This window comes from Agromyces sp. NPDC058104 (assembly GCF_042884835.1).
GTDB lineage: Bacteria > Actinomycetota > Actinomycetes > Actinomycetales > Microbacteriaceae > Agromyces.
Window position 1 is genome coordinate 168,220 of sequence record NZ_JBHVTD010000003.1, and the last position, 21,687, is coordinate 189,906.

Consider the following 21,687-nt stretch of genomic DNA (forward strand, 5'->3'; position numbering starts at 1 on the left):
GCGCCGCGTGAACCGGCCGGCCGGGGTCAGCTCGCCTCGGCCGCGCCCTCAGCGTCGCCCGTGCGCTTGATCACCGAGATCTCGAACTCCAGGGTGATCTTCTCCGAGACGAGCAGGCCACCGGTGTCGAGCGGCATGTTCCACTCGAGGCCGTACTCGCGGCGGTCGATCCGGCGAGTGCCCTCGAAGCCGGCGCGGAGCTCGCCGGCGGCGTCGGTCTGCGCGCCCGTGAACTCGATCGGGATGGTGACCGGCTTCGTGACGTCGCGGATCGTCAGGTCGCCCGAGACGACGAGGGCGTTGTCGTCGACCTCCTCGATCCGGGTGCTGCGGAAGGTGATCTCGGGCCACTTCTCCGCGTCGAAGAAGTCGGCGCTGCGCAGGTGCTCGTCGCGCTGTGCATTGCGGGTGTCGACACTGGCCACCTTGAGCGTGATCTCCGCGGTCGACTCGCTCGGGTCGGAGAAGTCGACGTGGAAGCTGCCGGTCACCTCGTTGAACGCACCGCGGACGGTGGTCACCATCGCATGCTTCGCCGAGAAGCCGATGCGGGTGTGCGCCGGGTCGATGTCCCAGTCGCCGCTCAGGTCGGGTCGGTCATCGGTCATGACGTTCGATTCCAATTCGTTCGACATAGGCGACCAGTCTTTCACGACCAGGCTGAGTGTCGGCTTCACGGAACTTCGCTCGACCTGTCGTCCGAGGTGGTCACGTGGGGAGGTCGGTACTGATTGCGGCCGGCGTGGCGACCCAGCTGGCGAGGAGTCTGATCCGGTCCTCGTGAGGGGTCCCGGGCTCGGCCGTGTAGATGTTGAGCGTGCGGGCCGCGCGGCTCGGGTCGGCCAGTTCTGCGGAGGGTGAGCTCGAGGTACCCGACCACCGGGTGGTCGAGTCGCTTGATTCCCTCATGACGGCTGCGGACGTCGTGCGAGGACCACAAGCGAGTGAAATCGTGGCTTCGGGTCGAGAGCTCCCCGATGAGCTCGCGCAACGTCCGGTCGTTGGGTTCACGTCCGGCTTCGGCTCGCAGAAGAGCGACCGTCGCGGATGCGCCGCCCTCCCAGTCGACGAAGAAGTCACGGGAGGCGGGGTCCAGGAAGTGGAAACGGGCGAAGTTCGCTCTTCCCCCGATGGTGGTTGGGCTGTCGAACATAGGTGCATGGAGTGCACGGCCGAGTGAGTTGCTCGCAAGGACGTCCAGGCGGCCGTTGCGGAGGAACACAGCGGACATGGTGACCGAGTCGATGAGCCACTTGACGGAACCCTCGACGTTCACGTCTTTCGGGCGAGCCGCGGGCTTGATGGTCGGTCGCGCCGCCTTGGCGAGATCGAGCAGGTAGGCACGTTCATCGTCGTTGAGTTGCAGCGCGCGCGCGACGGCAGTGAGGACTTCTTCCGAGACGCCGGTGATATGTCCTTTCTCGAGGCGCGTGTACCACTCAGTGCTGACCCCGGAGAGCACGGCGACCTCCTCGCGGCGGAGGCCTGGGACGCGACGGCGGCTTCCGGCAGGGAGCCCGACCTGTTCAGGGGCGAGACGTCCTCGCCTGCTGACGAGGAAGTCCCGAATGTCGTCTCGGTTGGTGCTCGGGATGTCCATGACATCAACGGTAGCCCCGCACGCCGGGCCGTGCGGGGGGAGAGGTTGTCCCCCCGATAACCGCGACCTCCCGCGCAGCCCAGAAGGCGGGTGGGATGGGTGATGTCGCCGCCAGCTCCGCGGCCGTCGTCGCTCTCACGCTCGTTTCAGCCGTGCTCCGCGGCCGCGGCCAGCGCCAGTGACAACCCCACCCCTCACCGATCAGCGAAGGAAGAAGCATCATGCGCGCAATCCTCATGTACGGCGCCGGCGATGTTCGCATCGAGAACGTCCCGGACTCCCGCATCAAGAACTCGACCGACGCACTCGTGCGGATCACGGCATCCTGCATCTGCGGATCCGACCTGCACCCCTACCACTCGATGGACCCGGCCAGTGGGCCCGCCCGCATGGGACACGAGTTCATCGGCATCGTCGAAGAGGTGGGCGCCGACGTCGTCACGGTGAAGAAGGGCGACCTGGTCGTCTCGCCCTTCGCGGTCTCCGACAACACCTGCGCCATCTGCGAAGCGAACCTTCAGACCTCGTGCCTCCACCACGAAGCCAATTTCTGGGACGGCATTCCAGACGAGGGTGGTCAAGCGGAAGCCGTTCGCGTGCCCCTCGCGGACGGCACGCTCGTGAAGCTGCCCGTTGCGGCCGACTCTGCGCTGATCCCGTCCCTGTTGACGTTGTCAGATGTGCTCGGCACCGGATATCACGCCGCTATCGCCGGAGGCGTGGGCGCCGGCACGTCCGTCACCGTCATCGGTGACGGTGCGGTCGGCCTACTCGGAGTCCTGTCGGCGAAGCGACTCGGTGCCGAGCAGATCATCCTGATGGGCCGGCACCAGGCGCGCACCGACCTCGGGCGCGAGTTCGGCGCCACTGACGTCGTCTCGACCCGCGGCGCCGAGGGCATCGCGAAGGTGCGCGAGCTCACCGGTGGGCACGGGACTCATGTCGTCCTGGAAGCCGTCGGGTACATGTCCGCCTACGAGCAGGCCCTCGGCGTCGTCCGCCGCGGTGGCGTCATCAGCCGCGTGGGCGTGCCTCAGTACGAAGATGCTCCGATCGGGATGGGCAGTCTCTTCCGCCACAACATCCGCCTCGCCGGGGGACCGGCGCCGGTCCGCGCCTATATCGACGAGCTCATGCCCGACATCCTCGACGGGAAGATCAACCCCGGCAGGGTGTTCGACGCCACCACCGACCTCGATGGCGTGCCGACCGGCTACCAGGAGATGGACGACCGCAGGAGCCTCAAAGTCCTCGTGACCCCGTAACCGTGGCTCGCGAGTGACAGCGTGAACCCCGCAGTCGTGAGCCTGGCTATTCCCATGAAAGAGCTGACTATTCCCACAAATGAAAGGACGATCATGTCGACGAAGAACCCGCGCTACGACTTCAGCGGGCAGGTGGCCCTGGTCACCGGCGCCGCCTCTGGAATGGGGCTGGCGGCGGCCCGGGCCTTCGCCGAGGCCGGCGCAGCGGTCGTGCTCGCCGACCTCCATCACGACGCGGTCGACCGAGCCACCCAGTCGCTCATCGATGCAGGCCATCAGGCGCTCGGCGTCGTCTGCGACGTCACTGACGAGGCGCAAGCGGCGGCAATGGTCGACAGAACGGTCGAGGCTTTCGGCAGATTGGACACGGCCTTCAACAATGCCGGCATCCAGGCACCCCCGGCCGACGCAGCCGACGAGGCAGCAGAGGACTTCGACCGAGTCACCGCGGTCAACCTGCGCGGCGTCTGGGCCGCCCAGAAGCACGAGCTGCGGCAGATGCGCGCCCAGGGATCCGGCGCGATCGTCAACAACTCGTCCCTCGGGGGCCTCGTCGGACTGCCCGAGCGAGCGGCCTATCATGCCTCCAAGCATGGAGTGATCGGCCTGACCAAGAGTGCGGCCGTCGAATACGCACCACGAGGCATCCGGATCAATGCCATCTGCCCCGGCGTCATCGAGACCCCCATGGTCGCCGAGATGCTCGAAGGCCAGGCCGAGGCCATGGCCGGGATCATGCAGCAGCAGCCGATCGGTCGCCTCGGGAAGGCGGATGAGATCGCGGCCGCCGTCATGTGGCTCTGCAGCCCTGCCGCGAGCTTCGTGATCGGCGTCGCGCTGCCGGTCGACGGCGGCTTCACCACCCACTGACAGGGATGGCGGGCGCATGCGCGCCTCAGGCGCCGGCGTTCACGCGGTGTTCGAGGGCCTCGACGACGGTGTCGGCGATGTCGATGCCGTACAGCCGCTCGACGCTCTGGAACCCGCCCGGGCTCTCGGGGTTGATCTCCACCACCTTGTCGCCGATCACGTCGATGCCGACGAGGAACATGCCGTCGGCGCGGAGCTTGGCGCCCATCGCCTCGACGATGCCGAGCTCGTTCGCACCCAGCTCGAGGGGCACCGAACGGCCGCCCGCGCTGATGTTGGCGCGCGGGTCGTTGCCCGTGGGCACACGTCGGAAGGCCGCCGGCCTGCCGTCGCGCTCGAGAATGCGGCCGTCGAGCAGGAACAGCCGCACATCGCCGTCCTTGGCTCCATCGATGAACTCCTGGACGATGGCGTAGCCGTCCTGCAGGACCGCCTCCGTCATCTGCGCGAGGTTGGTCTCCTCGGGGCCCTCGATCATGAAGACGTTGCGGCCCTTCGCCCCGTACAGCGGCTTGACGACACTGTGACCGACCTCGTCGACGAACTGCTGGATCGCCTCGGGGCTGCGTGTCACCAGCGACCGCGGCCGGACCCGCTCGGGGAACTCCTCGAGGTAGAGCTTGCTGGTCGCACGATGGAGGGTGTTCGGGTCGTTGACCACCGTCACGCCCCGTGCCGCGAGCATCTGGCCGAACACCACGCCCATCGGGCTGGCCCACGGTCGCTCCTGAAGGTCGTCGATCGACTCGTTGCGCAGGACGAGCACATCCAGCTCGTCCAGCACGATCCGCTCGGCGTCGCGCGCCTTGATGCCCTCCATGAAGCTCGCGAGCGTGTCGTCGTCCTTCCACCTCGCGGCGCGCGCGCGGCCGGCGAACAGCCCGTCGCTGCTGCCGAACTCGAGATCGCCGACGCCGAGGTACCAGGTCTCGTGTCCGCGCCTGGCGGCCGCCCTGGCGAGTCGGGTGGTGGTGTACTCGTCGATCTCGGTGTCGACGTCGTTGACGAGGAATGCGAGCTTCATGCCGCCATCCCCTCCCGGTAGAGGTCGGTGACCGTCGCGCCCGCGCGCAGCTTCTCCAAGCGCTCCTGCGCCCCGGGCACGTCGAGCCAGCGCGGTCGGATCCAGGGTTCGTGCAGCACCTCGCGGTCGAGCAGGTCCTGCACCAACGGGATGTGGTCGAGGGAGAGCTTGCCCACGAGCAGGACCTCGAGGCGACTGCCCTCGGCGAGCGCATCGAGGATGCGCGTGATCCCACGGAGGTAGATCGCATCCTTCACCGAACCCCCGCCGACGACGACGCGGACGGCGATCGACCACGCGGTGCGTGCCGGGATGTGGTGGTCGGCCCGCAGCGATTCGAAGATGTCGAGGAACCCGGCACCCTCGAGCATCTTGCCGACGGCGACCACTCGGGCGGCGAGCACGCGCAGCCGCCGCGGGTCGAGACCGCCGGTCAGGAACTCGGCGAGCACGGCGAGGCCCTCCTGGGTCTCGTCGTAGCCGGGCAGTCCGATGGTGAGCAGCGTCAGCGGCTGCCGGGCGCCGTTCTGGTAGGTCACCACGTGGGTGCCGACCTCGTGATGCAGCAGCGGCTCGACCCGGTCGGCCCGGAAGGCCGCGGACTCGGGGATGAGCAGATGGCCGAACGACACCATCAGATCGGCGACATCGTCGCGGACCTCGACGTGCACCGGGAAATCGGGGTAGAGCTCGCGGTACCGCTCGAACTCCGCACGTGCCGCGTCGGCGAACGCGCCGGCGGTCACCGTCTGGGTGCTGGGCGCCTGCGGGGGGATGGTCTCGAGCAGCTCCTCCGCCGCCGAAGTGAGCGGCGGGGACACCGTTCCGTAGAGCTGCAGCGACCCGTACAGGAACCTCGAGGTGTCGCGGTCCTCCAGGGCGGTGATCTGCCGGGTGATCTCGTCGCGCTTCGCCCGGAAGAGCGTGTGCAGCGCGGGGTCGTCGACGTTCTCGACCTCGAGGTCGTACAGCTCGCGGTGCGTCAGGTCGGGATCGAAGTCCAACGGGCGCAGCCGCAGCGTCGGGGCGGTGCTGAAGTCGCTGCGTTCGAAGTCCGCCCATGCCTCCGCCGCGTTGACCGGCGTGAGGTTGACGAGCAGGTTCACGCGCCGTTCGATCTCGGTGAGCCGGGCGTCGATGTCGAGGGCGGGAGTCAGCAGCTCGGAAAGTGATGACATGTCACGAACGTAGCAACGCGGTCGCGACCGCCCAACCCCTTGCGCTGACGGGCCTCTTCGTCCAAGAGAGCGTCCGCGCGGGGGTCGCGGGCCGGCTCGTTCCCGGTGCGCAGGGCCTGAGTCAGTCGAGCAGCCCGCGCTGGAACCCGACGGCGACCGCAGCGGCACGGTCGTTGACGTCGAGCTTCGCGTAGATGTGCAGGATGTGCGTCTTGACCGTCGCCTCGCTGATGAAGAGGCGGGCCGCGGCCTCTCGATTCGTCGTGCCCACCGCGATCAGGCGCAGCACCTCGAGTTCACGGGCGCTGAGCGGCGACTCGGGCTCGCGCAGACGGCCCATCAGCCGCGTCGCGACGGCGGGGGAGAGCACGGCGTCGCCGCGGGCCGCGGACTCGACGGCGCGCATGAGCAAGTCGCTCGGCGCGTCCTTCAGCAGGTAGCCGGTCGCGCCGGCCTCGATCGCGGGGAGCACCTCGCTGTCGGTGTCGTAGGTGGTGAGCACGAGCACGCGCGTCGTGAGTCCGAGCTCGCTGAGCTGCTTGATCGCGCTGACCCCGTCGACGCGTGGCATCCGCAGGTCCATGAGCACCACCGCGGGCTCGAGCGCGCGCGCGAGGGCGACCGCCTCGGCACCGTCGGCGGCCTCGCCGACCACGTCGAAGCGGGGGTCGCCGGCGAACATGCCCCGAAGGCCGTCCCTGACGATCGGGTGGTCGTCGGCGATGAGCACGCGGATGACGGACTCAGGCATCGGCACTCCTCGTCGTCGGCGGGGCCGGGGGGGACGCGATCGGCACGCTCGCGGAGATCGCGGTGCCGGCACCCGGCTCCGACTCGATCTCGAGTGCGCCTCCGACGCGGGCCACGCGCTGACGCATCGAGGTCAGTCCGAACCCTCGATCGGCCTCGCTGCTCGACCGCGCGGCGTCGAAGCCCGCGCCGTCGTCGCGGACATCCAACGTGACGAGGTCGTCCATGTACGAGAGGGTCAGGCCGACCCTGCTCGGGGCGGCATGCTCGCCGGCGTTCGCGAGTGCCGCTTGCGCGACGCGCAGCAGCGTCACCTCGACCTCGGGATGCAGCGGCCGGACCTCGCCCGTCGTGGCGAGTTCGACGGCGATCTCGTGCCGCCGCCCCCATTCGGTCGCGACGCCCGTGATCGCGTCGGGCAGCCGCGCCGATTCGAGTTCCGGCGGAGCGATCGCATGCACTGAGCGGCGAGCCTCGGCGAGGCTCTCGCGGGCGAGCGCCTCGGCGTTCGCGAGGTGGCGGCGCCGCACGTCGTCGCTGCCGAGTTCGCCGGCGCGGTCGGCGGCCTGCAGCTGCGTGACGATGCCGGCGAGCCCTTGGGCGATGGTGTCGTGGATCTCGCGGGCGAGCCGCTGGCGCTCGTCGAGGACGCCCGCCTCGCGGGCCTGGACGAGCAACTGCGCGTGCAGGCCCGCGTTCTCCTGGATCGTCTCCTCGAGCTGCGCCACCACGCGTTCGCGCTCGGCACTCTGCGCGCTCGTGGCGTCGCCGAGACTGCTGAACAGCACGACGAGCGCGACGATGGCGCGGATGAAGAGGAGATACGTGAGCACGGGCACCGGTGCAGGCTCGGGGAGTCCGCCCATGTAGGTCGTCACGGTGATCGCGGCCGTTCCCGTCAACCCCACGAGCCGCCACCAGCCGCGGAGGTACTGCCAGGAGTGGAGGTACCCGACGAAGCCGAAGAGGCCCGCGAACCACGCGTCCCTGGTGCACAGCACGGCGATGAGCAGGAGGAGACCGGCGACGTACACGGCGCCGGGTGTGCGTCGCCGGCTCATGAGCCACATCCAGGCCGCCGCCAGCAGCACGAGCCACAGGGTGATGAGCCGGTCGCCCCAGTCGTGCGACCCGGTGAGCATCGCCAGCGCGGTCGACGCGGCGAGCAGCAGGTACGGTGCGACGGCCATCACGCGCAGCAGCCGCTGCTCGCGCAGTGCGAGCTGCTTCGCCGTCACCGCCATCGTGCTCACTCCCAACGGAAGAACCTGGCTGCTGCGAGGCTCACGACCACCGCGAAGCCGGCCATGACCCCGAGCAGCAGGGGATCGGGCGCCGCTCCCGTCCAGACCTCGTGCAAGCTCTGGCGGAACGCACCGAGCGGGGTGAACTCCCCGACTTCCACCAAGATAGCGGGCATCTGCGAGACCGGCTGCATGAGTCCGGCGAGGTAGGCCATCGGGAAGTAGAGGAGGACGCCGATGCCGTTCGCGGCGCGACCGCTCGGCGCGAGGGCGGCGATCAGCAGTCCGATGGCGAACATCGTCGCCGTGCCGAGGGCGAACACGGCGATGAAGCTCATGGCGTTCGCGGGGAGCCGCGCGCCGAGCACGGCAGCGGCGACGGCGAGCAGTGCGCCGCAGCTCACGAGCGCGAGCACGAACTGGAGGAGGAGCTGCACCGCCAGCAGGCTCGCCGGTCGCACGGGCGTCGTCGAGAGCCGACGGAGGATGCCCTTCTCGCGGTACGTCGCGAGGGCCGTGGGCATGAGATAGAGCCCGACGAGGCCGATCGCCACGGCGATCGTCATCGGCAGCAGGGTCGTGTCGTCGGGGCCGATCGAGCTGCCGAAGACGATGAGGATGAACATCGGGATGAGGACGGTGAACAACGAGCCGGGCTCGCGGGCGAGCAGCTTGGTCTCGACGACGGCGAGCTTCGCGGTTGCAGACATGGGGGCCTCCAGAGAACGGGGTCGGATGCTTCGGGGCGGATGCGTCGGGCTCAGGCGTCGAAGTCGCGGCCGGTGAGGGCGGCGAAGGCGTCGTCGAGGGTGCGCGTCTCGATGCGCAGGTCCGAGACGAGTACGTGCTCCCGGGCCAGGAGCGACGTCACGCCGGTGGCGAAGTCGCCCCGGCCCGAGACGGTCACCACGGCGCCGCTGCGCCGCACCGACGTGACGCCGGGCAGGTCGCGCACGGCGACGAGTGGCTCGTCGGAGACATCCGATGCCAGGCGGAATCGCATCGAATGCTCGGCGTCGACGCCGTCGATGAGCCCGGCCGGCGTGTCGAGCGCCACGACGCGCCCGCGATCGATGACCGCGACGCGGTCGCACAGTTCCTCGATCTCGTCCATGAAATGGCTGACGAGCACGACCGTCACGCCGCTCGCCCTGACCTGCTCGATGAGCTCCCAGGTCGTCCGGCGGGCCTGAGGATCGAGTCCGGTCGTGAGCTCGTCGAGGAACGCGACCCGCGGCGCGCCCACGAGCGCGAGCGCGATGATGAGGCGCTGCTGCTGGCCTCCCGACAGCTTGGCGAAACGGGTGTTCCGGAGCTCGGCGAGACCCCACTCCTCGAGCAGCTCGCGCCAGTCGCGCGGGTGCTCGTAGAAGGCGGCGTAGAGGTCGAGCGCTTCCCAGACCTTCAGGTGGTCGGGCAGGTCGGTGTGCTGCAGCTGCACGCCGATGTGCTGCTTCAGCCGACGACCGTCGTCGACGGGGTCCAGCCCGAGCACGCGCACCGAGCCGCTGTCGGCCGTGCGGAGTCCCTCGATGATCTCGACCAGGGTGGTCTTGCCCGCGCCGTTCGGTCCGAGGATGCCGAAGATCTCTCCCTCCTCGACCGAGAGCGAGATTCCGTCGAGGACGGTGCGACCGCCGTAGCGCTTGGTGAGTTCGATGACGTCGATGACTGGCATGACTCGAGCCTCGCGCCATTGCCGTCGGCCGTCATCGGCCCGGTGGTGCCGATCTCGGCGGCCCCGGCTGATCTCGGAATCCACCGATCGGTCGATGTGCCGCCGGGCGCACCGCGGTCACCTCCCGAACGGGCCCTCGAGGTCGTCGGGGTCGAGCCCGATGTCGAGCATCTCGTCGGGCCATGCGACGGTCGACGGCTGGATCTCGCGAGTCCTGCGTTCGAGGTCCTCGACGAGTTCGGGATCCGTGAATTCCTCGATGGAATCGGCGATGGGCGTGGAGTAGAGCTGGCTCGCCGGGCCGATGAGCAGGTGTGCGGAGATGACGGATCCGCCCTCGCCGAGCACGGGAATCGTCACGATGTCGGAGGTGTGCACGTCGGCGAGGGCCCGGGCGTACCGGAGCACGGCCTTGCTCACGGCATCCGGGGTGATCAGATGCCCGTTCGCGTAGTGGAGTCGCCTCATGCCCCGAGTATGCGCGCATCGGCCCGCGGCGCAAGGGGGGTTGCGCGGCCGCGAAACGGTGTGAGACTGTGCCCGATCGCAACCGGAAGAAGGGAGTCCGCCATGGGCAAGTTCATGTACGAGGCGCTTCGCGTGGACTTCGAGGATCGCGTCCTCGCTCATCTGCAGTACGTCATCGGGGCGAAGCTGCGCCGGGGCGAGTCCTTCCACTTCTCCTGGCGCGACGACGCGTCGATCGGCGACGGCCGAACCACGATCTGGATCCATCCGTCGGCGACGATCGTGTACAAGTACTACGGCTCGAGGCCGCCGGCGATCAATCGTGCCTGGATCGAGGCGCTGAGCCAGGCCGCGAACTCCAGCTCGGGCCTGCACCTCGTGCCGGAACCGGACGAGCAGGCGAGGAGCGGGGGCGAATCATGAAGCGGATCGACGTCTACTACGGGGGACAGCACTACTCGATCTCGGGTCGTGACTACGACGAGGTCCGGGAGGAGGTGCTCGCCGCGATGGCCGCCGGGCCCACGTGGCTCCGCGCGAACATCGGGGAGGGCCGCAACGTGGCGGCGGACCTGCTCATCACCCCCGGGGTGCTCCTGTCGCTGGTACCCGTCGAAGACCCCGCGATCGACGACTGAGCACGGCGTGGCGCGCGGCGAGCGAGAGAGGATCGTGAGCAGATGCAACAGGTCCGGGTCAGGTTCGACGGGCGCGAGTACCTTCTTCCGCAGGACGAGGACCCCGAGGTCGTGATGGCGAACATTACCGCGCTGGTGCGCGCGGGCGGCGGCTTCGTCGAGACGCTGCACACCGCCACGAGGAGGGTGAGCATCTTCGTCTCCCCAGGCATGACGCTCTCCGTCGAAGTGGTCGAGGTCGACGACGTCGACGACGAGGAGGTCAGCGTCGATGCGCTCGAGTCCTGGCTCGCTCGACCGCAGCCCGAGTCGGTCGACGACTTCGACGATCTCGACGAGTTCGGGCTGGGGTGAGCGCGTGCGGTCCTGCAGGACGGCCGCCGAGGCAGGACGTACCGAACGTCCCTCGAATCCCCCGAATTGGGGCTTGAGCGAATAGCGTCGACCTTGTATCAGCTCCGTCGCGAAGTTCTCTCGGCATATCGGTATCGGCCCCGGTGACCGTTCCATGCAGAACCTGCACGGAGGCGAACGGCCATGGGCACGTTCATCTACAATTCGACGCTCGAGATCGAGATCGAAGATCGAACACTCACGCATCTGCAGATCGTGATCATCGACAAGTTCCGGCGTGACGAGCGGTTCGCCGCGAGCTTCCGGCACCAGGGGCGCGCGATCACGATCTGGCTGACCCCTCGGTCGCCCCTCGAGTTCGTGTACGCCGGCAATCGCGTGCCGTCGGTCAACCACGCCTGGCTCGAGGCGCTCTCCGACGTCGCCGGGATGTCCGGCGTCCTGCGCATCGTGAACGAGCCGCTCGAACACGCTCCCTCCGTGGTCCGCGAGCCGAGTCCCGACCGGGAGCACGCCGTCTCCTGAGGCGCCGCGGTGCGCCGTCCTCGTGAGGAGGCGCTCACCGACCCGCGCCAGCATCTGCGCACCGCGAGGCGCTGCATCGGCTCGCCGCTCGCGCCGGGGGCGCCGGAGGAACGGCGAGTCGTGACGGCAGGCGGTGGGACGTCGGGAGCATTCGCGCTAGCGCCCGCCGTCGCTCGGCTGGAGCAGGACCCACGTCTCACCGCACCGCACGCAGACGGCCATCGACGGCGGCCGAGGAAGGTCGGCCTTCGCGGGCGACGCCCGCATGATCCGCACGCCCGGGGCCCGGCAGTTCCGGCAGATCATATCGGCACCTCCTCGCCGCGATGGTCGGATGCAGGTCGGCGGAGACGCGCCGCGCCCGACGGTGCGCTCACGGTAGTTGCGGAGCGGCATGTGGAGTAGGGGCTTGACACCGAGCCCCCGTCGACCGCTCGACGAGGTCGAGGCACGACGCCGGGTCCCACGCTGCGCCTCGCGCGGTTATACGCGCTGATCGCACGGATGGGAAGTCCCTCCTCCAGAAAAGTTCTCCGACCTAACGTGACCGTGAAGCACGAAAGGAAGGCAGGCCCATGAGCAATCTGGATGCAACGGACGCCGAGGGCGGCTGGCCCGCCGACACCACCGGGGCGATGCGCCCGAGCGACGACCGCAACCGCGGCACGCAGTCGGCCGGTGCGGATGCGGGCGATGCGGCGCACCACGTCGTGGACGCCGCGAAGCAGGAGACGCGATCGGTCGCGTCGGAGGTCGGCCGGCAGGCGAAGAAGCTCGCCGGTCAGGTCGGCGACGAATTCCGAGGGCAGGCTGCGCAGCAGCAGACGCGCGCCGCGGACGCCCTGCATGCGGCGGGGACCTCGTTCTCGAAGATGGCCGACAGCTCCGACGACGGTGGCTACGCACCGCAGCTCGTGCGAGCCGCAGGCGAGCGGGTCGATGCCGTGGCCACGTGGCTCGGCACCCGTGACCCGGCGGGCGTCGTCGACGAGGTGAAGCGGTTCGCCCGCCGGCGCCCCGGCGTCTTCATCGCCGTCGCCGTGGGCGCCGGCCTGGTCGTCGGGCGCTTGGTTCGCGCGCTCGCCTCGTCGTCGAACGACGGGCCGTCGGGCTCGACGGCCGGGGCGCTCGGCTCCGGCTCCACGGCGAGGCCCGGCGCCGCGACCGGTGTTCGATCGGGCGACTCGGTGCCGAGCGACCCCTTCGGCGCGCCGAGCGTGCCGCCGCTCCGTGAGGCCCCGGCGCGCGGCGCCACCACCGTCGGCGTCACGGGCACCGGCAGCGGGGGACCCGCACCCGGTACGGCAGGCGAAGCGGGTGATCTGCGGTGAGCGACCCGGGATTCCACGACCCGCGCACGCCGTCGGAACGACAGGCCGAGGCGAGCACGATCGGGCAGCTCCTCTCCGAGGTGTCCCGCGACATCTCGACGCTCATGCGTCAGGAGGTGGAGCTCGCCAAGGCGGAGCTCAAGGAGTCTGCGGGGCGGGCGGGGAAGAGCGCCGGCATGTTCGGCGGCGCTGGCGTCGCCGGCTTCCTCGCGCTCACGTTCCTGTCGATCGCCGTGTGGTGGGGGCTCGGGTACGTGATGGGCAACGCCTGGTCCGCGGTCATCGTCGCGGCCGTCTGGGGAATCGTGGCACTCGTGCTCGCGCTCGTCGGGAAGCGCGAGATGGAGTCGATCACCGGCATGCCCGAGACCGTGGAGACGATCAAGGAGATTCCCGACGCACTGAAGCGAAATGAGGAGAACCGATGAGCAACCCCGACGTGATCCGCGAAGACATCGAACGCACGCGGACGGAACTCGGCCAGGACGTCGACGCCCTCGCCGATAAGGTGAACCCGAGCAAGGTCGCCGAGCGACAGGGACGCAAGGTGAAGCACGCGTTCACGAGGCTGAAGGACCGCGTGATGGGGGCGGCGTCCGACGCCGGCCACGACGCGCGGGACGCGTTGTCGGACGCGGGGTCGGCCATCGCCGATGCACCGCAGAAGGTCGCCGCCACCGCACAGGGCAACCCCATCGCCGTCGGACTGATGGCGTTCGGTGCAGGCCTGCTCGCGGCCTCGCTCATCCCCGCCTCGAGGGCCGAGGAACGGGTCGCCGAGAAGGCGAAGGAGGCCGCCGAGCCGCTCGTCGACGAGGTGAAGGATGCGGTGAAGGACTCCGCCGAGCACCTGAAGGCACCGGCCCAGGATGCTGCGACCGCGGTCAAGGACAGAGCAGCCGAGGCGGTCGAGACCGTCAAGGAGGAAGGCGCTGACGCGGTCGAGGGCATGCGGACCGACCCCGTCGCCGGTCAGCCCGGCGCCACGGGGCGTCTCTGACCGAACAGGCCGCGACGCGGCCCGAGTCGATTCAGACTCGGGCCGCGTCGCAGGGGATCGGTGTCCGCGCGGGCGTCCGACGCCCCGACCGCCGCACGGTCGCGATCAGGGCTTGATGTAGGTCTGCCGTTGAATGGCGGGTTCGGGCGGCACCGCGGGCAGCCAGTCGGGCTCCTCGTCGACGAGCTCGCGGTCGTCGACCGCGGCGGGCGGCGAGGCGCTCGTCGGCGCACTCTCGGGATGCGGAAGGTTTCCGAGCCGGTCGACCTGCTCGGTCAGGGCCTCGAGCACCGACCGCAGCTGCACCTGCGCGACCTTCGCGTAGGTGCGCACGTACTCGATCTCGGGCATCGAACCGTGAGATGCGGCATCGGGTGCGGCTGCACCGGCCACGGCGTGCGCCTCTTCGGCGCGCGCGGCGCGTTCGAGCACATCGCGGTACTCCTCGCGCGCGGCGAGCACGAGGTCTCGCGCGTACTGCTCGGCGTCGGCGACCGCGCGGTCGGCGATCGTCTGCGCCTGCGAGAGCAGGTCGACGGCGCCGAGCGTGACCTCCTCGTCGTGCTTCGCCTCGGCGGTCGAGCTGAGTCGCGCATTCTCGGCGCGCAGTGCGTCGATCTCGCGGCGATCATGCTCGGCCGCGGCGCGCACGGTGTCGATCGCCTCGTTGAGCTCGGCGAGGAACTCGTCGATCTCGGAGCGGTCGTAGCCCGCCCCGATGTGGCGCACGGTGAACTTCGCCGGGTCGGTCTTGGGAAGCCGGGCGATGGCATGGGCGAGGTCGACCACGGCGACCGGGCCGGGAGCGGGCGCCGGCGTCGGAAGGGCGTCGGGCTGCAGTTCGTTGTCAGGGTCGGGCGTCATCGTGCACTTCCCAATCGTTCGGCGGGCTGCGCTGACGGCTGCCCATCTCGGATGTCGCGACGGGGTCCGCTCGCACCGTCGTCTTCGAGCGTCGCGAACTGCTCGAATCGGAGATCACCGGCCTTCAGTCCGGCGCTGCGGAGCTGCGTGAGCGTGTGCCGCACCATGGCGGGGGAGCCGCAGACCATCGCCAGGGCGTCGGGACGAAGCCCCTCGGCCACCGCGACCTCGCCGACCAGTCCCGTGCGACCCGGGTAGCTCGGGTCGTCGGAGACGACCGGCGTGTAGGTGAACCAGGGTCGGCCGGCGAGGCTCTGCAGCAGGCGGTGCTCGTAGAGGTTCCACGGCACGCGCGCACCGTGGAAGAGGTGGACGCTGGGGGCCCGGCCCGTCTGCTGCCAGTCGAGGTCGATGCGCTCCAGGTGCGCGCGGAGCGGCGCGAACCCGGTGCCTCCGGCGACCATCAGCAGGTCGCGCCCGTACTCGTCGGCGGAGAGGGTGAGCTCGTTGCCGACGGGCGCCCCGAGGCGCAGCACGTCGCCGGCCTTGAGCTTGCGGACGATCGCGCTCGACACCTGGCCGCCCGGCACGAGCTGCACGTGGAACTCGAGCGAGCCGTCGGGTCGGGGCGCGTTCGCGATGCTGAGATACCGCCACAGTCGAGGCGCGTAGCTCGTCTCGACTGCGACCGACTGACCGGGCTCGAAGGCCAGCGCAGGCTCGGGGCGCACCTGCACGACCGCGAGCTCCATGCTTCGTCGTTCGACGGCGGTGACCAGGCCCTCCCAGAAGGCCGGACTGTCGCTCTCCGACTCCTCGGCGGCCTGCACCATCGCGGTGGCGATGACGCCGTACGCCGCTGCCCAGTCTGCCGCGAGCTCGGGGGTCCACTGCTCGCCGAGGAAGTGCTTCAGCGTCGTGAGCAGCGAGAGGCCGACCGCGTCGTAGTGTCCGGCGACCACCTGGAAGCGCCGGTGATCGCGACCGAGCTGCTGGATGAACGCGGTGACCTCGTCGAGCTGGTCGACGTTCGACACGATGCGTCCCAGCGCGCCGACGAGCCGGTCGCGCTGGGTCGCCATCGACACCGGGAACATCCCCCGCAGTTCGGGGTGGGTGTAGAAGAGGTGTGAGTAGAAGAACAGCGGCACCTCGTCGCCGAGCGACTCGGCCAGCGACCAGCTGTGCTTCAGTGCGGCGGTGTCCACCGCATCACTCCTGCGTCGAGGTGACCTCGACGATGTCGGGCTGCGTCGCCGCGACCGCGCTCACGGTGCGGTCGATGATCTCGGCCGGCACGCCCGCCTCGGTCAGCGCGGTCACGAGGTGCCCCGCGACGGCCGCGAAGTCGTCGGCGGAGATGCCCATGCCGGCGTGCGCCGTGCGCACGTCGCGGCCCTCGTAGACGACCGGGCCGCCCATCACGTGCGAGACGAGCGCGACCTGGTGCCGCTTGAGGCGGACCATCTCGATGCCGTCGAAGTAGCGCACGAGGTCGTCGTCGCCGAGCACCAGCTCATAGAAGCGGTTGACCACTGCGGTGATCGCCGGGGCGCCGCCGACTGCGGCGTAGTCGCTGAGGGCTTCGGGCTCGGTCTGCAGGGTGGAGGAACTCATCGTCGGGTCCAATCGTCGTGCCGATAGGGGGCGCACCCTTCCTAGCAGACGAGGTCTCGCAGAGCCAAGACGAAGCCCCGGATCGGCCTTGCGGAGCCCCGGGCCGACATGCCGGGACTCGGGACGCGATCGCCCTTTCCGTCGGCATCGGCTCGGAGTAGGTTGCAGCTGACGGACGAGCCATCGATGCGGGGAGGCGCGAGATGAACGAGAAGGGCTCCAACACCGGATGCTTCGCCGGCGGCGGCGCCATCTACGGGCTCGGCGTCATCGGTGCGTGGGTGTTCTTCTTCCAACGAGCAGATGAGTTCTGGCTGTTCATCTGGGCGTTCTTCCAAGGCATCTTCTGGCCGGCCTTCATGGTCTACGAGCTGTTCACGCAGCTCGTGGAGTAGGGCGCACTCGTGTGCGGGCTGCGCGTCACGCGGCGCCTCGCCCGGCGAGCCGGTAGCGCTCGTAGACCACCCGAGACGCGAACGTGCGCGTCTCGACGAGTTCGAGGTCGATCTGCCCGGTCACGGCCGGCAGCAGCGGGGTGCCGCCGCCGACGATGACCGGGTTGCGGAAGATGCGGAGTTCGTCGACCAGCCCGAGCTCGATGGCCTGGCCGGCGAGGCCCGCACCGCTGATCTCGACGTGTTTGTCGGTGGCGGCGAGCATCGCGCCGATCTCCTCGTCGAGCGCCCCCTCCGCGAGCCGCGCGTTGCCCTCCACGCGGTCGAGGGTGCGGCTGAACACCACTTTCGGAAGTGCATTCCACGCTTCGGCGAATTCGGCACCGAGTTCCTCGTCGCGCAGCGACGGGTCGTTCTCCCACGGGAGCATCACCTCGTAGAGCCGCCTCCCGCACACCACGCCGCTGAGCGAACGGGTCTCCTCGAGGTGGAAGCGGAACTGCTCCTCGCTCGGCACCGACCAGTCGAACCCTCCGTCGCGGTCGGCGATGTAGCCGTCGACCGAGGCGCTCATCGAGTAGATCAGCATGGTGCCCCCTTCATCGATGCGTGACTTCATCATGCCGCCGGTGCGGAGTCGCCGCCATGGGGAAGGCACCGCTCAGTGCAGTCGACTCACGGCAGCCGGTTCACGATGACGCGGCGACCGGTGCGACTCCGGTGACCGCGAGCGCATCGACCGCAGCATCGCCGCGAAGCCGGCGCATGATCGCGACGACCTCGTCGACGACCTCGACCGTCAGCGCGCGACACACGATGCTCGTCGGGCTGATCGACTCGAGACCTCCCGCGCGGATGCGGATCACGTCCCAACCCACCTCGTGCAGCGCCTCGTCCTTCTCGAGGTCGGACGCGGCCTTCAGGCCCGAATGCGCCCGCCGCGAGCGACCGGGGTCGTCGTACTCGACGGCGATGCGCAGCTGCGGCACGAGGATGTCGGGCCAGACCTCCTGCCGGCCGTAGAACGTGCGGGCGATGCGCACGGCGTTCACCCGATGGTGCAGGCGGATGCGTTCGCCGAGCAGGATGCGCAGTCGTTGCTCGGTCGCCGAGGTCCGGGTGCGCAGCCCGTGGTTCATGTAGGCGAGTCCAGCTTCGCGGGCGGCGCTCGGCCCGGCGGCGTTGCGACGGCACTTCGGGCAGCCGGGACTGGTCAGCGCCTCGCGGACCGTCGCGGTGTAGCGGTCGTGCCCACGCTCGCACCGCCAGTCGTACTCGGCGCCGATGCGAGTCTCGACTGCGAGCCGTGCGCGTTGCGCGGGGGCCACCCTGCGAATGAGCTCGCTGCGCGAACGTTGCGTCTCGTCGACGAGCATGCACACGGGGCAGCCGCGCGAGATCGTCACGGTGCCGTCGCCGGACGTCGCCCCGTGCCCGCAGCGGAACCTCACCGCGACCATGCGCCGCCTCCTGTGCTCGTCATGCCGACGATCATCCCCGACGCCACCGACACCAGGTCGGTCGCGGCATCCGGGTGCATCGCTGTCGGTGCCCGGCACGAGAATGGTGGGATGCGGATCGCGATCGGAACGGCGCCGCGCGGCCGGGTCGCGCTCGTCGATCCCGACGAACCCGCCCGGCCGCTCGCCGTGGTCGCGCCCGACGAGCTCCCCGGCACGGTCGCCGAGCTCGAACAGCAGCGTCCCCGGTGGGTGTGGAGCGACGTCCGGCGCTGGTATCCCGCCCTGCTTGCCGCGGGCGTGCGCGTCGAGCGCTGCCACGACCTCCTGCTCGCCGGAGCCATCGTCGAGGGCTCCGCCGACGTCGTCGCCGCGCGCGCGGCCGACGACGAGCCTCGCCCGCGCTGGCTCGCGGCGGCGCCGAATCTCGCAGGAGACGACGGCGTTGCCGCCGCCGCTGCCGCTCCCGCCACGGCGGCACGGGCCACCGCGCTGTTCGAGTTCGACGAGTTCGAGGGGTTCGATGACGACGCCGTGGCGCCGGCCGAATTCGACGTCGGAGGCGACTCGGCGTCCGCGAGCACCAGTTCGCCCGGGGCGTCAGCGGGTCTCGCCGCGGCATCCGATGAACTCGCGGGCGAGGTCCCGGTCGAGGCCGTCGTCGCCGAGTACCTGCGGCAGATGCGCCTCGTCGAGGCGAGCGCGCGGCCGCGCGCGATGCGGCTCCTGCTCGCCGCCGAGTCGGCGGGCGCGCTCATCGGCGTCGAGCTGCAGGCGGCCGGCCTGCCCTGGAATCGGGCGGTGCACGAGGCCGTGCTCGAGCGCGAGCTCGGCCCGAAGCCCAAGCCCGGGTGGAAGCCCGCCCGCATGGAGGCGCTCGCACTCGAGGTGCGCGCCGCCCTCGAGCAGCCGACCGTCAACCTCGACTCCCAGGTCGAGCTGCTCCGCGCCCTGCGGCGCGCGGGCATCCAGGTCGCCTCGACCGCCAAGTGGGAGCTGCGTGAGCACGACCACCCGGCGATCACGCCGTTGCTCGCCTACAAGCGACTCGCTCGGCTGCTCAGCGCGAACGGGTGGTCCTGGCTCGACGAATGGATCGTGGACGGTCGCTTCCGGCCCGACTACGTACCGGGCGGCACGGCGACCGGCAGGTGGGCGACCTCGGGCGGCGGCGCCCTGCAGCTGCCGAAGAACGTGCGCGCCGCGGTCGTCGCCGACCCCGGGTGGAAGCTCGTCGTCGCCGACGCCGCCCAGCTCGAGCCGCGCGTCCTCGCCGGACTCGCCCGCGACGAAGCGCTCGCCGGCGCAGCCCGCGGCACCGACCTCTACCGGGGCATCGTCGACGCGGGGGTCGTCGAGACGCGCGACCAGGCGAAGGTCGCGATCCTCGGGGCCATGTACGGCGCGACGACGGGCGACAGCGGTCGGCTCGTTCCCCGGCTCGCGCGGGCCTATCCGCGTGCGATGGCCCTCGTCGACCGCGCCGCTGCGGTGGGGGAGCGCGGAGGCCGGGTCACCACGAATCTCGGCCGTTCCTCACCGCCGCCACCGGCCTCGTGGCGTCAGACGCAGGCGCGCGCGAGCGACCCCGAGGCGACCGCCGTCGACGAGCGGCGCGCGCGCTCGGTGGCGCGCGAATGGGGGCGCTTCACGCGCAACTTCGTCGTGCAGGGCAGCGCCGCCGAATGGGCGCTCTGCTGGATGGCGGCGCTCCGTACCCGGCTCAGCGCGCTTCCGCCGTCGTACACGCGGGCGCCCCGCTCGGGCACGGCCTTCGCGGAGGTCCCGCACCTCGTGTACTTCCTCCACGACGAGATCATCGTGCACACGCCCGCCGATCGCGCCGACGAGGTCGCCGCCGCGGTGCTCGAGTGCGCCGCGAGCTCGGGGCGGCTTCTCTTCGGCGACTTCCCGGTCGACTTCCCGCTCGAGCTCGCGGTGGTCGACAGCTACGCGATGGCCGAGGGCTGAGCGTCGGCGTCCGCCGTGCGCCCGGCGGCCGAAGGGCGACGGCCGCGCCGGGGGCGCTCGGTGCTCGGCACGAGTTCGAGCGACGGGCCGGATGCCACGGCCGAGGCCGCGCGCTCGAGCCAGTCGAGGGCCGCCCGGGCCCGCGCGGCGTCGGCCGCACGCGCGAGCGACGCGAGCGCGGGCTCGGCGCCCACTGACGTCGGGCCCGCATCGAGCTCGGCCGCGGCCAGCCGTTCACGCCACCGCTGCGCCTCGGCGGCGGCGATCGACGACGCGTCGATCCCGGGCAGGGAGGCCGCGATGAGCACACGGTCGACCGTCTCGTCCCACGGGTCGGCGCCCGGGGCATCCTCACCGTTCAACCAGGCGTCGGCGGCGGCTCGACCGACGGCGGTGAGCCGGTGGAGCGGCAGCCCGTCGTCGGTGGCGCCAGCCGACTCGATCAGCTTCGCCTTCGCGGCGCGCTCGAGCGTGGCGTAGCTCTGCCCGACGTTCACCTGGCGCCGGCCGCCGGTCCGCACGGCGAGCGCGCCGTGGAGCTGGAATCCGTAGCCGGGGCCGGGGATGAGCGACGCCAGCAGTGCCTCACGAACGGCCATCCGCGACTCCTTCGATGTCGGGCGAATACCTCACCGAGCATAGTGATCACCGGAACCTGGCGCACCGCCGGGCCGGTGCTCTTGTGAACCGCCCTGATCCGGGGCATAATCGGCGATGCGGCACCTGTCGCGCACAATCGAAGATCCGGCCACCCGCCGTTCAGAGGTCGTAGGGGAAGACGCACCTCAGCAGAACGGAGAAGGAGATGGCAGAGACGGTCGCGCGGGCCGCACGCTCCGCGCGGGGTGTGCTGTTCGTGCATTCCTCGCTGCGGGCGCTCTGCCCGCACGTCGAGTGGGCGGCTGGCCGTGCCCTCGGCGTACCCGTGAACTTCGATTGGCAGGAGCAGCCCGTGCTCCGCGGCGCCATGCGCGCGGAGTTCTACTGGGAGGGCGAGCCCGGCACGGGCGCCAAGATCGCCTCGGCGCTGCGCGGCTGGGAGCAGCTGCGCTTCGAGGTGAGCGAAGACCCCACGCCCGGCAACGACGGCGCGCGATGGATGCACACGCCCGACCTCGGCGTCTACTTCGCGCAGACCGACGCCGCGGGCAACACCGTCATCCCCGAGGACCGCATCCGCTACGCCCTCGAGGTCGGCGGGCTCGACGCCCTCGAGGTGCACCGCGAGCTGCGGCTCGCGCTCGGGCAGGCGTGGGACGACGAGCTCGAGCCGTTCCGCCACGCGAGCGACTTCGCCCCCGTCGTCTGGCTGCACCAGGTGGGGTGACCTCGACCACGGGCCCGCTGCGGCGCGACGCGGAGGTCGGACGGAGGAGTCCCCGGCAGACGTACGAGTGAAGCAGCAGGTCCGGCGACGACGAAGGTCCCGGTGCGATTCGCACCGGGACCTTCGTC

Annotated in this window: 27 protein-coding genes; 12 read left to right on the forward strand and 15 right to left on the reverse strand. The window is 70.4% G+C overall.

Going from position 1 to position 21,687, the window contains the following annotated elements; translation table 11 throughout:
- Nucleotides 1–26: 26 nt before the first annotated feature.
- A complete protein-coding gene (locus ACFVTH_RS14590) occupies nucleotides 27–608 on the reverse strand; it encodes a YceI family protein (RefSeq protein WP_387092327.1) in 582 nt (193 codons plus the stop codon).
- 65 nt (nucleotides 609–673) lie between these two features.
- Nucleotides 674–1,462: a helix-turn-helix transcriptional regulator gene (locus ACFVTH_RS14595; protein WP_387092330.1), complete on the reverse strand. Its 789-nt coding sequence runs from the start codon at nucleotides 1,460–1,462 to the stop codon at nucleotides 674–676.
- Between the two features lie 359 nt (nucleotides 1,463–1,821).
- On the opposite strand from ACFVTH_RS14595, the gene ACFVTH_RS14600 reads away from it, so the two are divergent.
- A complete protein-coding gene (locus ACFVTH_RS14600; protein ID WP_387092333.1) occupies nucleotides 1,822–2,865 on the forward strand; it encodes a zinc-binding dehydrogenase in 1,044 nt (347 codons plus the stop codon).
- A 93-nt stretch (nucleotides 2,866–2,958) separates the two neighbouring features.
- Complete coding sequence (locus tag ACFVTH_RS14605; RefSeq protein WP_387092336.1) at nucleotides 2,959–3,735, forward strand: glucose 1-dehydrogenase; 777 nt, start codon at nucleotides 2,959–2,961, stop codon at nucleotides 3,733–3,735.
- 25 nt (nucleotides 3,736–3,760) lie between these two features.
- Here the strand turns inward: ACFVTH_RS14605 and ACFVTH_RS14610 are convergent, their stop codons facing one another.
- The 7 genes from ACFVTH_RS14610 to ACFVTH_RS14640 all read right to left on the reverse strand — a co-directional run bounded on the left by ACFVTH_RS14610 (nucleotide 3,761) and on the right by ACFVTH_RS14640 (nucleotide 10,077).
- Nucleotides 3,761–4,759: a glutathione synthase gene (locus ACFVTH_RS14610; RefSeq protein ID WP_387092339.1), complete on the reverse strand. Its 999-nt coding sequence runs from the start codon at nucleotides 4,757–4,759 to the stop codon at nucleotides 3,761–3,763.
- A complete protein-coding gene (locus ACFVTH_RS14615; protein WP_387092342.1) occupies nucleotides 4,756–5,937 on the reverse strand; it encodes a flavohemoglobin expression-modulating QEGLA motif protein in 1,182 nt (393 codons plus the stop codon). The genes ACFVTH_RS14610 and ACFVTH_RS14615 overlap by 4 nt, the downstream gene beginning before the upstream one ends.
- A 121-nt stretch (nucleotides 5,938–6,058) precedes the next feature.
- Nucleotides 6,059–6,688, reverse strand: coding sequence for a response regulator (locus ACFVTH_RS14620; RefSeq protein ID WP_387092345.1), 630 nt, complete (start codon nucleotides 6,686–6,688; stop codon nucleotides 6,059–6,061).
- Entirely contained in the window at nucleotides 6,681–7,940 is a 1,260-nt protein-coding gene (locus tag ACFVTH_RS14625) for a sensor histidine kinase (protein WP_387093640.1), read from the reverse strand. Before ACFVTH_RS14625 ends, ACFVTH_RS14620 begins: the two co-directional genes overlap by 8 nt.
- Nucleotides 7,937–8,641 (reverse strand): ABC transporter permease, encoded by a 705-nt coding sequence (locus ACFVTH_RS14630; RefSeq protein WP_387092347.1) that lies wholly within the window; start codon nucleotides 8,639–8,641, stop codon nucleotides 7,937–7,939. The genes ACFVTH_RS14625 and ACFVTH_RS14630 overlap by 4 nt, the downstream gene beginning before the upstream one ends.
- A gap of 50 nt (nucleotides 8,642–8,691) precedes the next feature.
- Nucleotides 8,692–9,609: an ABC transporter ATP-binding protein gene (locus ACFVTH_RS14635; protein ID WP_387092349.1), complete on the reverse strand. Its 918-nt coding sequence runs from the start codon at nucleotides 9,607–9,609 to the stop codon at nucleotides 8,692–8,694.
- 117 nt (nucleotides 9,610–9,726) lie between these two features.
- On the reverse strand, nucleotides 9,727–10,077 hold the full coding sequence (locus tag ACFVTH_RS14640) for a hypothetical protein (protein WP_387092353.1): 351 nt from the start codon (nucleotides 10,075–10,077) through the stop codon (nucleotides 9,727–9,729).
- A gap of 102 nt (nucleotides 10,078–10,179) precedes the next feature.
- Between ACFVTH_RS14640 and ACFVTH_RS14645 the strand changes: the two genes are divergently transcribed.
- The 7 genes from ACFVTH_RS14645 to ACFVTH_RS14675 all read left to right on the forward strand — a co-directional run bounded on the left by ACFVTH_RS14645 (nucleotide 10,180) and on the right by ACFVTH_RS14675 (nucleotide 13,925).
- Complete coding sequence (locus ACFVTH_RS14645) at nucleotides 10,180–10,500, forward strand: ATP-dependent DNA ligase (RefSeq protein WP_387092355.1); 321 nt, start codon at nucleotides 10,180–10,182, stop codon at nucleotides 10,498–10,500.
- Entirely contained in the window at nucleotides 10,497–10,715 is a 219-nt protein-coding gene (locus tag ACFVTH_RS14650; protein WP_387092358.1) for a hypothetical protein, read from the forward strand. Before ACFVTH_RS14645 ends, ACFVTH_RS14650 begins: the two co-directional genes overlap by 4 nt.
- Before the next feature lie 42 nt (nucleotides 10,716–10,757).
- Nucleotides 10,758–11,069 (forward strand): hypothetical protein, encoded by a 312-nt coding sequence (locus ACFVTH_RS14655; RefSeq protein ID WP_387092361.1) that lies wholly within the window; start codon nucleotides 10,758–10,760, stop codon nucleotides 11,067–11,069.
- A 183-nt stretch (nucleotides 11,070–11,252) separates the two neighbouring features.
- A complete protein-coding gene (locus ACFVTH_RS14660; RefSeq protein WP_387092364.1) occupies nucleotides 11,253–11,594 on the forward strand; it encodes an ATP-dependent DNA ligase in 342 nt (113 codons plus the stop codon).
- Between the two features lie 575 nt (nucleotides 11,595–12,169).
- Nucleotides 12,170–12,925 (forward strand): hypothetical protein, encoded by a 756-nt coding sequence (locus tag ACFVTH_RS14665; RefSeq protein WP_387092367.1) that lies wholly within the window; start codon nucleotides 12,170–12,172, stop codon nucleotides 12,923–12,925.
- Nucleotides 12,926–12,984: 59 nt separating this feature from the next.
- Nucleotides 12,985–13,353, forward strand: a complete 369-nt coding sequence (locus tag ACFVTH_RS14670; RefSeq protein ID WP_387093643.1) for a phage holin family protein — start codon at nucleotides 12,985–12,987, stop codon at nucleotides 13,351–13,353.
- Nucleotides 13,350–13,925, forward strand: coding sequence for a DUF3618 domain-containing protein (locus ACFVTH_RS14675; protein WP_387092370.1), 576 nt, complete (start codon nucleotides 13,350–13,352; stop codon nucleotides 13,923–13,925). Before ACFVTH_RS14670 ends, ACFVTH_RS14675 begins: the two co-directional genes overlap by 4 nt.
- Before the next feature lie 105 nt (nucleotides 13,926–14,030).
- Here ACFVTH_RS14675 and ACFVTH_RS14680 read toward each other — a convergent pair whose 3' ends face one another.
- The 3 genes from ACFVTH_RS14680 to ACFVTH_RS14690 are packed head-to-tail and all read right to left on the reverse strand — an operon-like array spanning nucleotide 14,031 to nucleotide 16,406.
- Complete coding sequence (locus tag ACFVTH_RS14680) at nucleotides 14,031–14,789, reverse strand: DivIVA domain-containing protein (protein WP_387092373.1); 759 nt, start codon at nucleotides 14,787–14,789, stop codon at nucleotides 14,031–14,033.
- Nucleotides 14,786–15,997 (reverse strand): globin domain-containing protein, encoded by a 1,212-nt coding sequence (locus tag ACFVTH_RS14685; protein WP_387092376.1) that lies wholly within the window; start codon nucleotides 15,995–15,997, stop codon nucleotides 14,786–14,788. Before ACFVTH_RS14685 ends, ACFVTH_RS14680 begins: the two co-directional genes overlap by 4 nt.
- 4 nt (nucleotides 15,998–16,001) lie before the next feature.
- The gene (locus ACFVTH_RS14690) at nucleotides 16,002–16,406 is read right to left on the reverse strand and encodes a group 1 truncated hemoglobin (RefSeq protein WP_376945014.1); all 405 of its coding nucleotides are present in this window, start codon (nucleotides 16,404–16,406) and stop codon (nucleotides 16,002–16,004) included.
- 203 nt (nucleotides 16,407–16,609) lie between these two features.
- On the opposite strand from ACFVTH_RS14690, the gene ACFVTH_RS14695 reads away from it, so the two are divergent.
- Nucleotides 16,610–16,801 carry a hypothetical protein gene (locus ACFVTH_RS14695; protein WP_387092379.1) on the forward strand — a complete coding sequence of 64 codons (192 nt, stop codon included), beginning with the start codon at nucleotides 16,610–16,612 and terminating at the stop codon, nucleotides 16,799–16,801.
- A 25-nt stretch (nucleotides 16,802–16,826) separates the two neighbouring features.
- Here the strand turns inward: ACFVTH_RS14695 and ACFVTH_RS14700 are convergent, their stop codons facing one another.
- The gene (locus ACFVTH_RS14700) at nucleotides 16,827–17,390 is read right to left on the reverse strand and encodes a dihydrofolate reductase family protein (protein WP_387092382.1); all 564 of its coding nucleotides are present in this window, start codon (nucleotides 17,388–17,390) and stop codon (nucleotides 16,827–16,829) included.
- Between the two features lie 100 nt (nucleotides 17,391–17,490).
- Nucleotides 17,491–18,261: a hypothetical protein gene (locus ACFVTH_RS14705; RefSeq protein WP_387092385.1), complete on the reverse strand. Its 771-nt coding sequence runs from the start codon at nucleotides 18,259–18,261 to the stop codon at nucleotides 17,491–17,493.
- A 111-nt stretch (nucleotides 18,262–18,372) separates the two neighbouring features.
- Here ACFVTH_RS14705 and ACFVTH_RS14710 point away from each other — a divergent pair, with 111 nt between their 5' ends.
- Entirely contained in the window at nucleotides 18,373–20,232 is a 1,860-nt protein-coding gene (locus ACFVTH_RS14710) for a bifunctional 3'-5' exonuclease/DNA polymerase (protein ID WP_387092388.1), read from the forward strand.
- Here ACFVTH_RS14710 and ACFVTH_RS14715 read toward each other — a convergent pair.
- Nucleotides 20,211–20,831, reverse strand: a complete 621-nt coding sequence (locus ACFVTH_RS14715) for a PadR family transcriptional regulator (RefSeq protein ID WP_387092390.1) — start codon at nucleotides 20,829–20,831, stop codon at nucleotides 20,211–20,213. The genes ACFVTH_RS14710 and ACFVTH_RS14715 overlap by 22 nt on opposite strands.
- A gap of 206 nt (nucleotides 20,832–21,037) precedes the next feature.
- Here ACFVTH_RS14715 and ACFVTH_RS14720 point away from each other — a divergent pair, with 206 nt between their 5' ends.
- Nucleotides 21,038–21,559, forward strand: coding sequence for a DUF3145 domain-containing protein (locus ACFVTH_RS14720; RefSeq protein WP_387092393.1), 522 nt, complete (start codon nucleotides 21,038–21,040; stop codon nucleotides 21,557–21,559).
- The last annotated feature ends 128 nt before the right edge of the window (nucleotides 21,560–21,687 follow it).

Excerpts from the sequence above, each read along its gene's own strand:
- ACFVTH_RS14640 (WP_387092353.1), bottom strand. The coding sequence starts at position 10,077 with ATGAGGCGACTCCACTACGCGAACGGGCATCTGATCACCCCGGATGCC.
- ACFVTH_RS14720 (WP_387092393.1), top strand. The coding sequence starts at position 21,038 with ATGGCAGAGACGGTCGCGCGGGCCGCACGCTCCGCGCGGGGTGTGCTG.
- ACFVTH_RS14655 (WP_387092361.1), top strand. The coding sequence starts at position 10,758 with ATGCAACAGGTCCGGGTCAGGTTCGACGGGCGCGAGTACCTTCTTCCG.
- ACFVTH_RS14610 (WP_387092339.1), bottom strand. The coding sequence starts at position 4,759 with ATGAAGCTCGCATTCCTCGTCAACGACGTCGACACCGAGATCGACGAG.
- ACFVTH_RS14650 (WP_387092358.1), top strand. The coding sequence starts at position 10,497 with ATGAAGCGGATCGACGTCTACTACGGGGGACAGCACTACTCGATCTCG.
- ACFVTH_RS14715 (WP_387092390.1), bottom strand. The coding sequence starts at position 20,831 with ATGGCCGTTCGTGAGGCACTGCTGGCGTCGCTCATCCCCGGCCCCGGC.
- ACFVTH_RS14680 (WP_387092373.1), bottom strand. The coding sequence starts at position 14,789 with ATGACGCCCGACCCTGACAACGAACTGCAGCCCGACGCCCTTCCGACG.
- ACFVTH_RS14660 (WP_387092364.1), top strand. The coding sequence starts at position 11,253 with ATGGGCACGTTCATCTACAATTCGACGCTCGAGATCGAGATCGAAGAT.
- ACFVTH_RS14630 (WP_387092347.1), bottom strand. The coding sequence starts at position 8,641 with ATGTCTGCAACCGCGAAGCTCGCCGTCGTCGAGACCAAGCTGCTCGCC.
- ACFVTH_RS14605 (WP_387092336.1), top strand. The coding sequence starts at position 2,959 with ATGTCGACGAAGAACCCGCGCTACGACTTCAGCGGGCAGGTGGCCCTG.
- ACFVTH_RS14600 (WP_387092333.1), top strand. The coding sequence starts at position 1,822 with ATGCGCGCAATCCTCATGTACGGCGCCGGCGATGTTCGCATCGAGAAC.
- ACFVTH_RS14700 (WP_387092382.1), bottom strand. The coding sequence starts at position 17,390 with ATGCTGATCTACTCGATGAGCGCCTCGGTCGACGGCTACATCGCCGAC.
- ACFVTH_RS14590 (WP_387092327.1), bottom strand. The coding sequence starts at position 608 with ATGACCGATGACCGACCCGACCTGAGCGGCGACTGGGACATCGACCCG.
- ACFVTH_RS14645 (WP_387092355.1), top strand. The coding sequence starts at position 10,180 with ATGGGCAAGTTCATGTACGAGGCGCTTCGCGTGGACTTCGAGGATCGC.
- ACFVTH_RS14635 (WP_387092349.1), bottom strand. The coding sequence starts at position 9,609 with ATGCCAGTCATCGACGTCATCGAACTCACCAAGCGCTACGGCGGTCGC.
- ACFVTH_RS14705 (WP_387092385.1), bottom strand. The coding sequence starts at position 18,261 with ATGGTCGCGGTGAGGTTCCGCTGCGGGCACGGGGCGACGTCCGGCGAC.
- ACFVTH_RS14615 (WP_387092342.1), bottom strand. The coding sequence starts at position 5,937 with ATGTCATCACTTTCCGAGCTGCTGACTCCCGCCCTCGACATCGACGCC.
- ACFVTH_RS14675 (WP_387092370.1), top strand. The coding sequence starts at position 13,350 with ATGAGCAACCCCGACGTGATCCGCGAAGACATCGAACGCACGCGGACG.
- ACFVTH_RS14620 (WP_387092345.1), bottom strand. The coding sequence starts at position 6,688 with ATGCCTGAGTCCGTCATCCGCGTGCTCATCGCCGACGACCACCCGATC.
- ACFVTH_RS14690 (WP_376945014.1), bottom strand. The coding sequence starts at position 16,406 with ATGAGTTCCTCCACCCTGCAGACCGAGCCCGAAGCCCTCAGCGACTAC.
- ACFVTH_RS14695 (WP_387092379.1), top strand. The coding sequence starts at position 16,610 with ATGAACGAGAAGGGCTCCAACACCGGATGCTTCGCCGGCGGCGGCGCC.
- ACFVTH_RS14665 (WP_387092367.1), top strand. The coding sequence starts at position 12,170 with ATGAGCAATCTGGATGCAACGGACGCCGAGGGCGGCTGGCCCGCCGAC.
- ACFVTH_RS14710 (WP_387092388.1), top strand. The coding sequence starts at position 18,373 with ATGCGGATCGCGATCGGAACGGCGCCGCGCGGCCGGGTCGCGCTCGTC.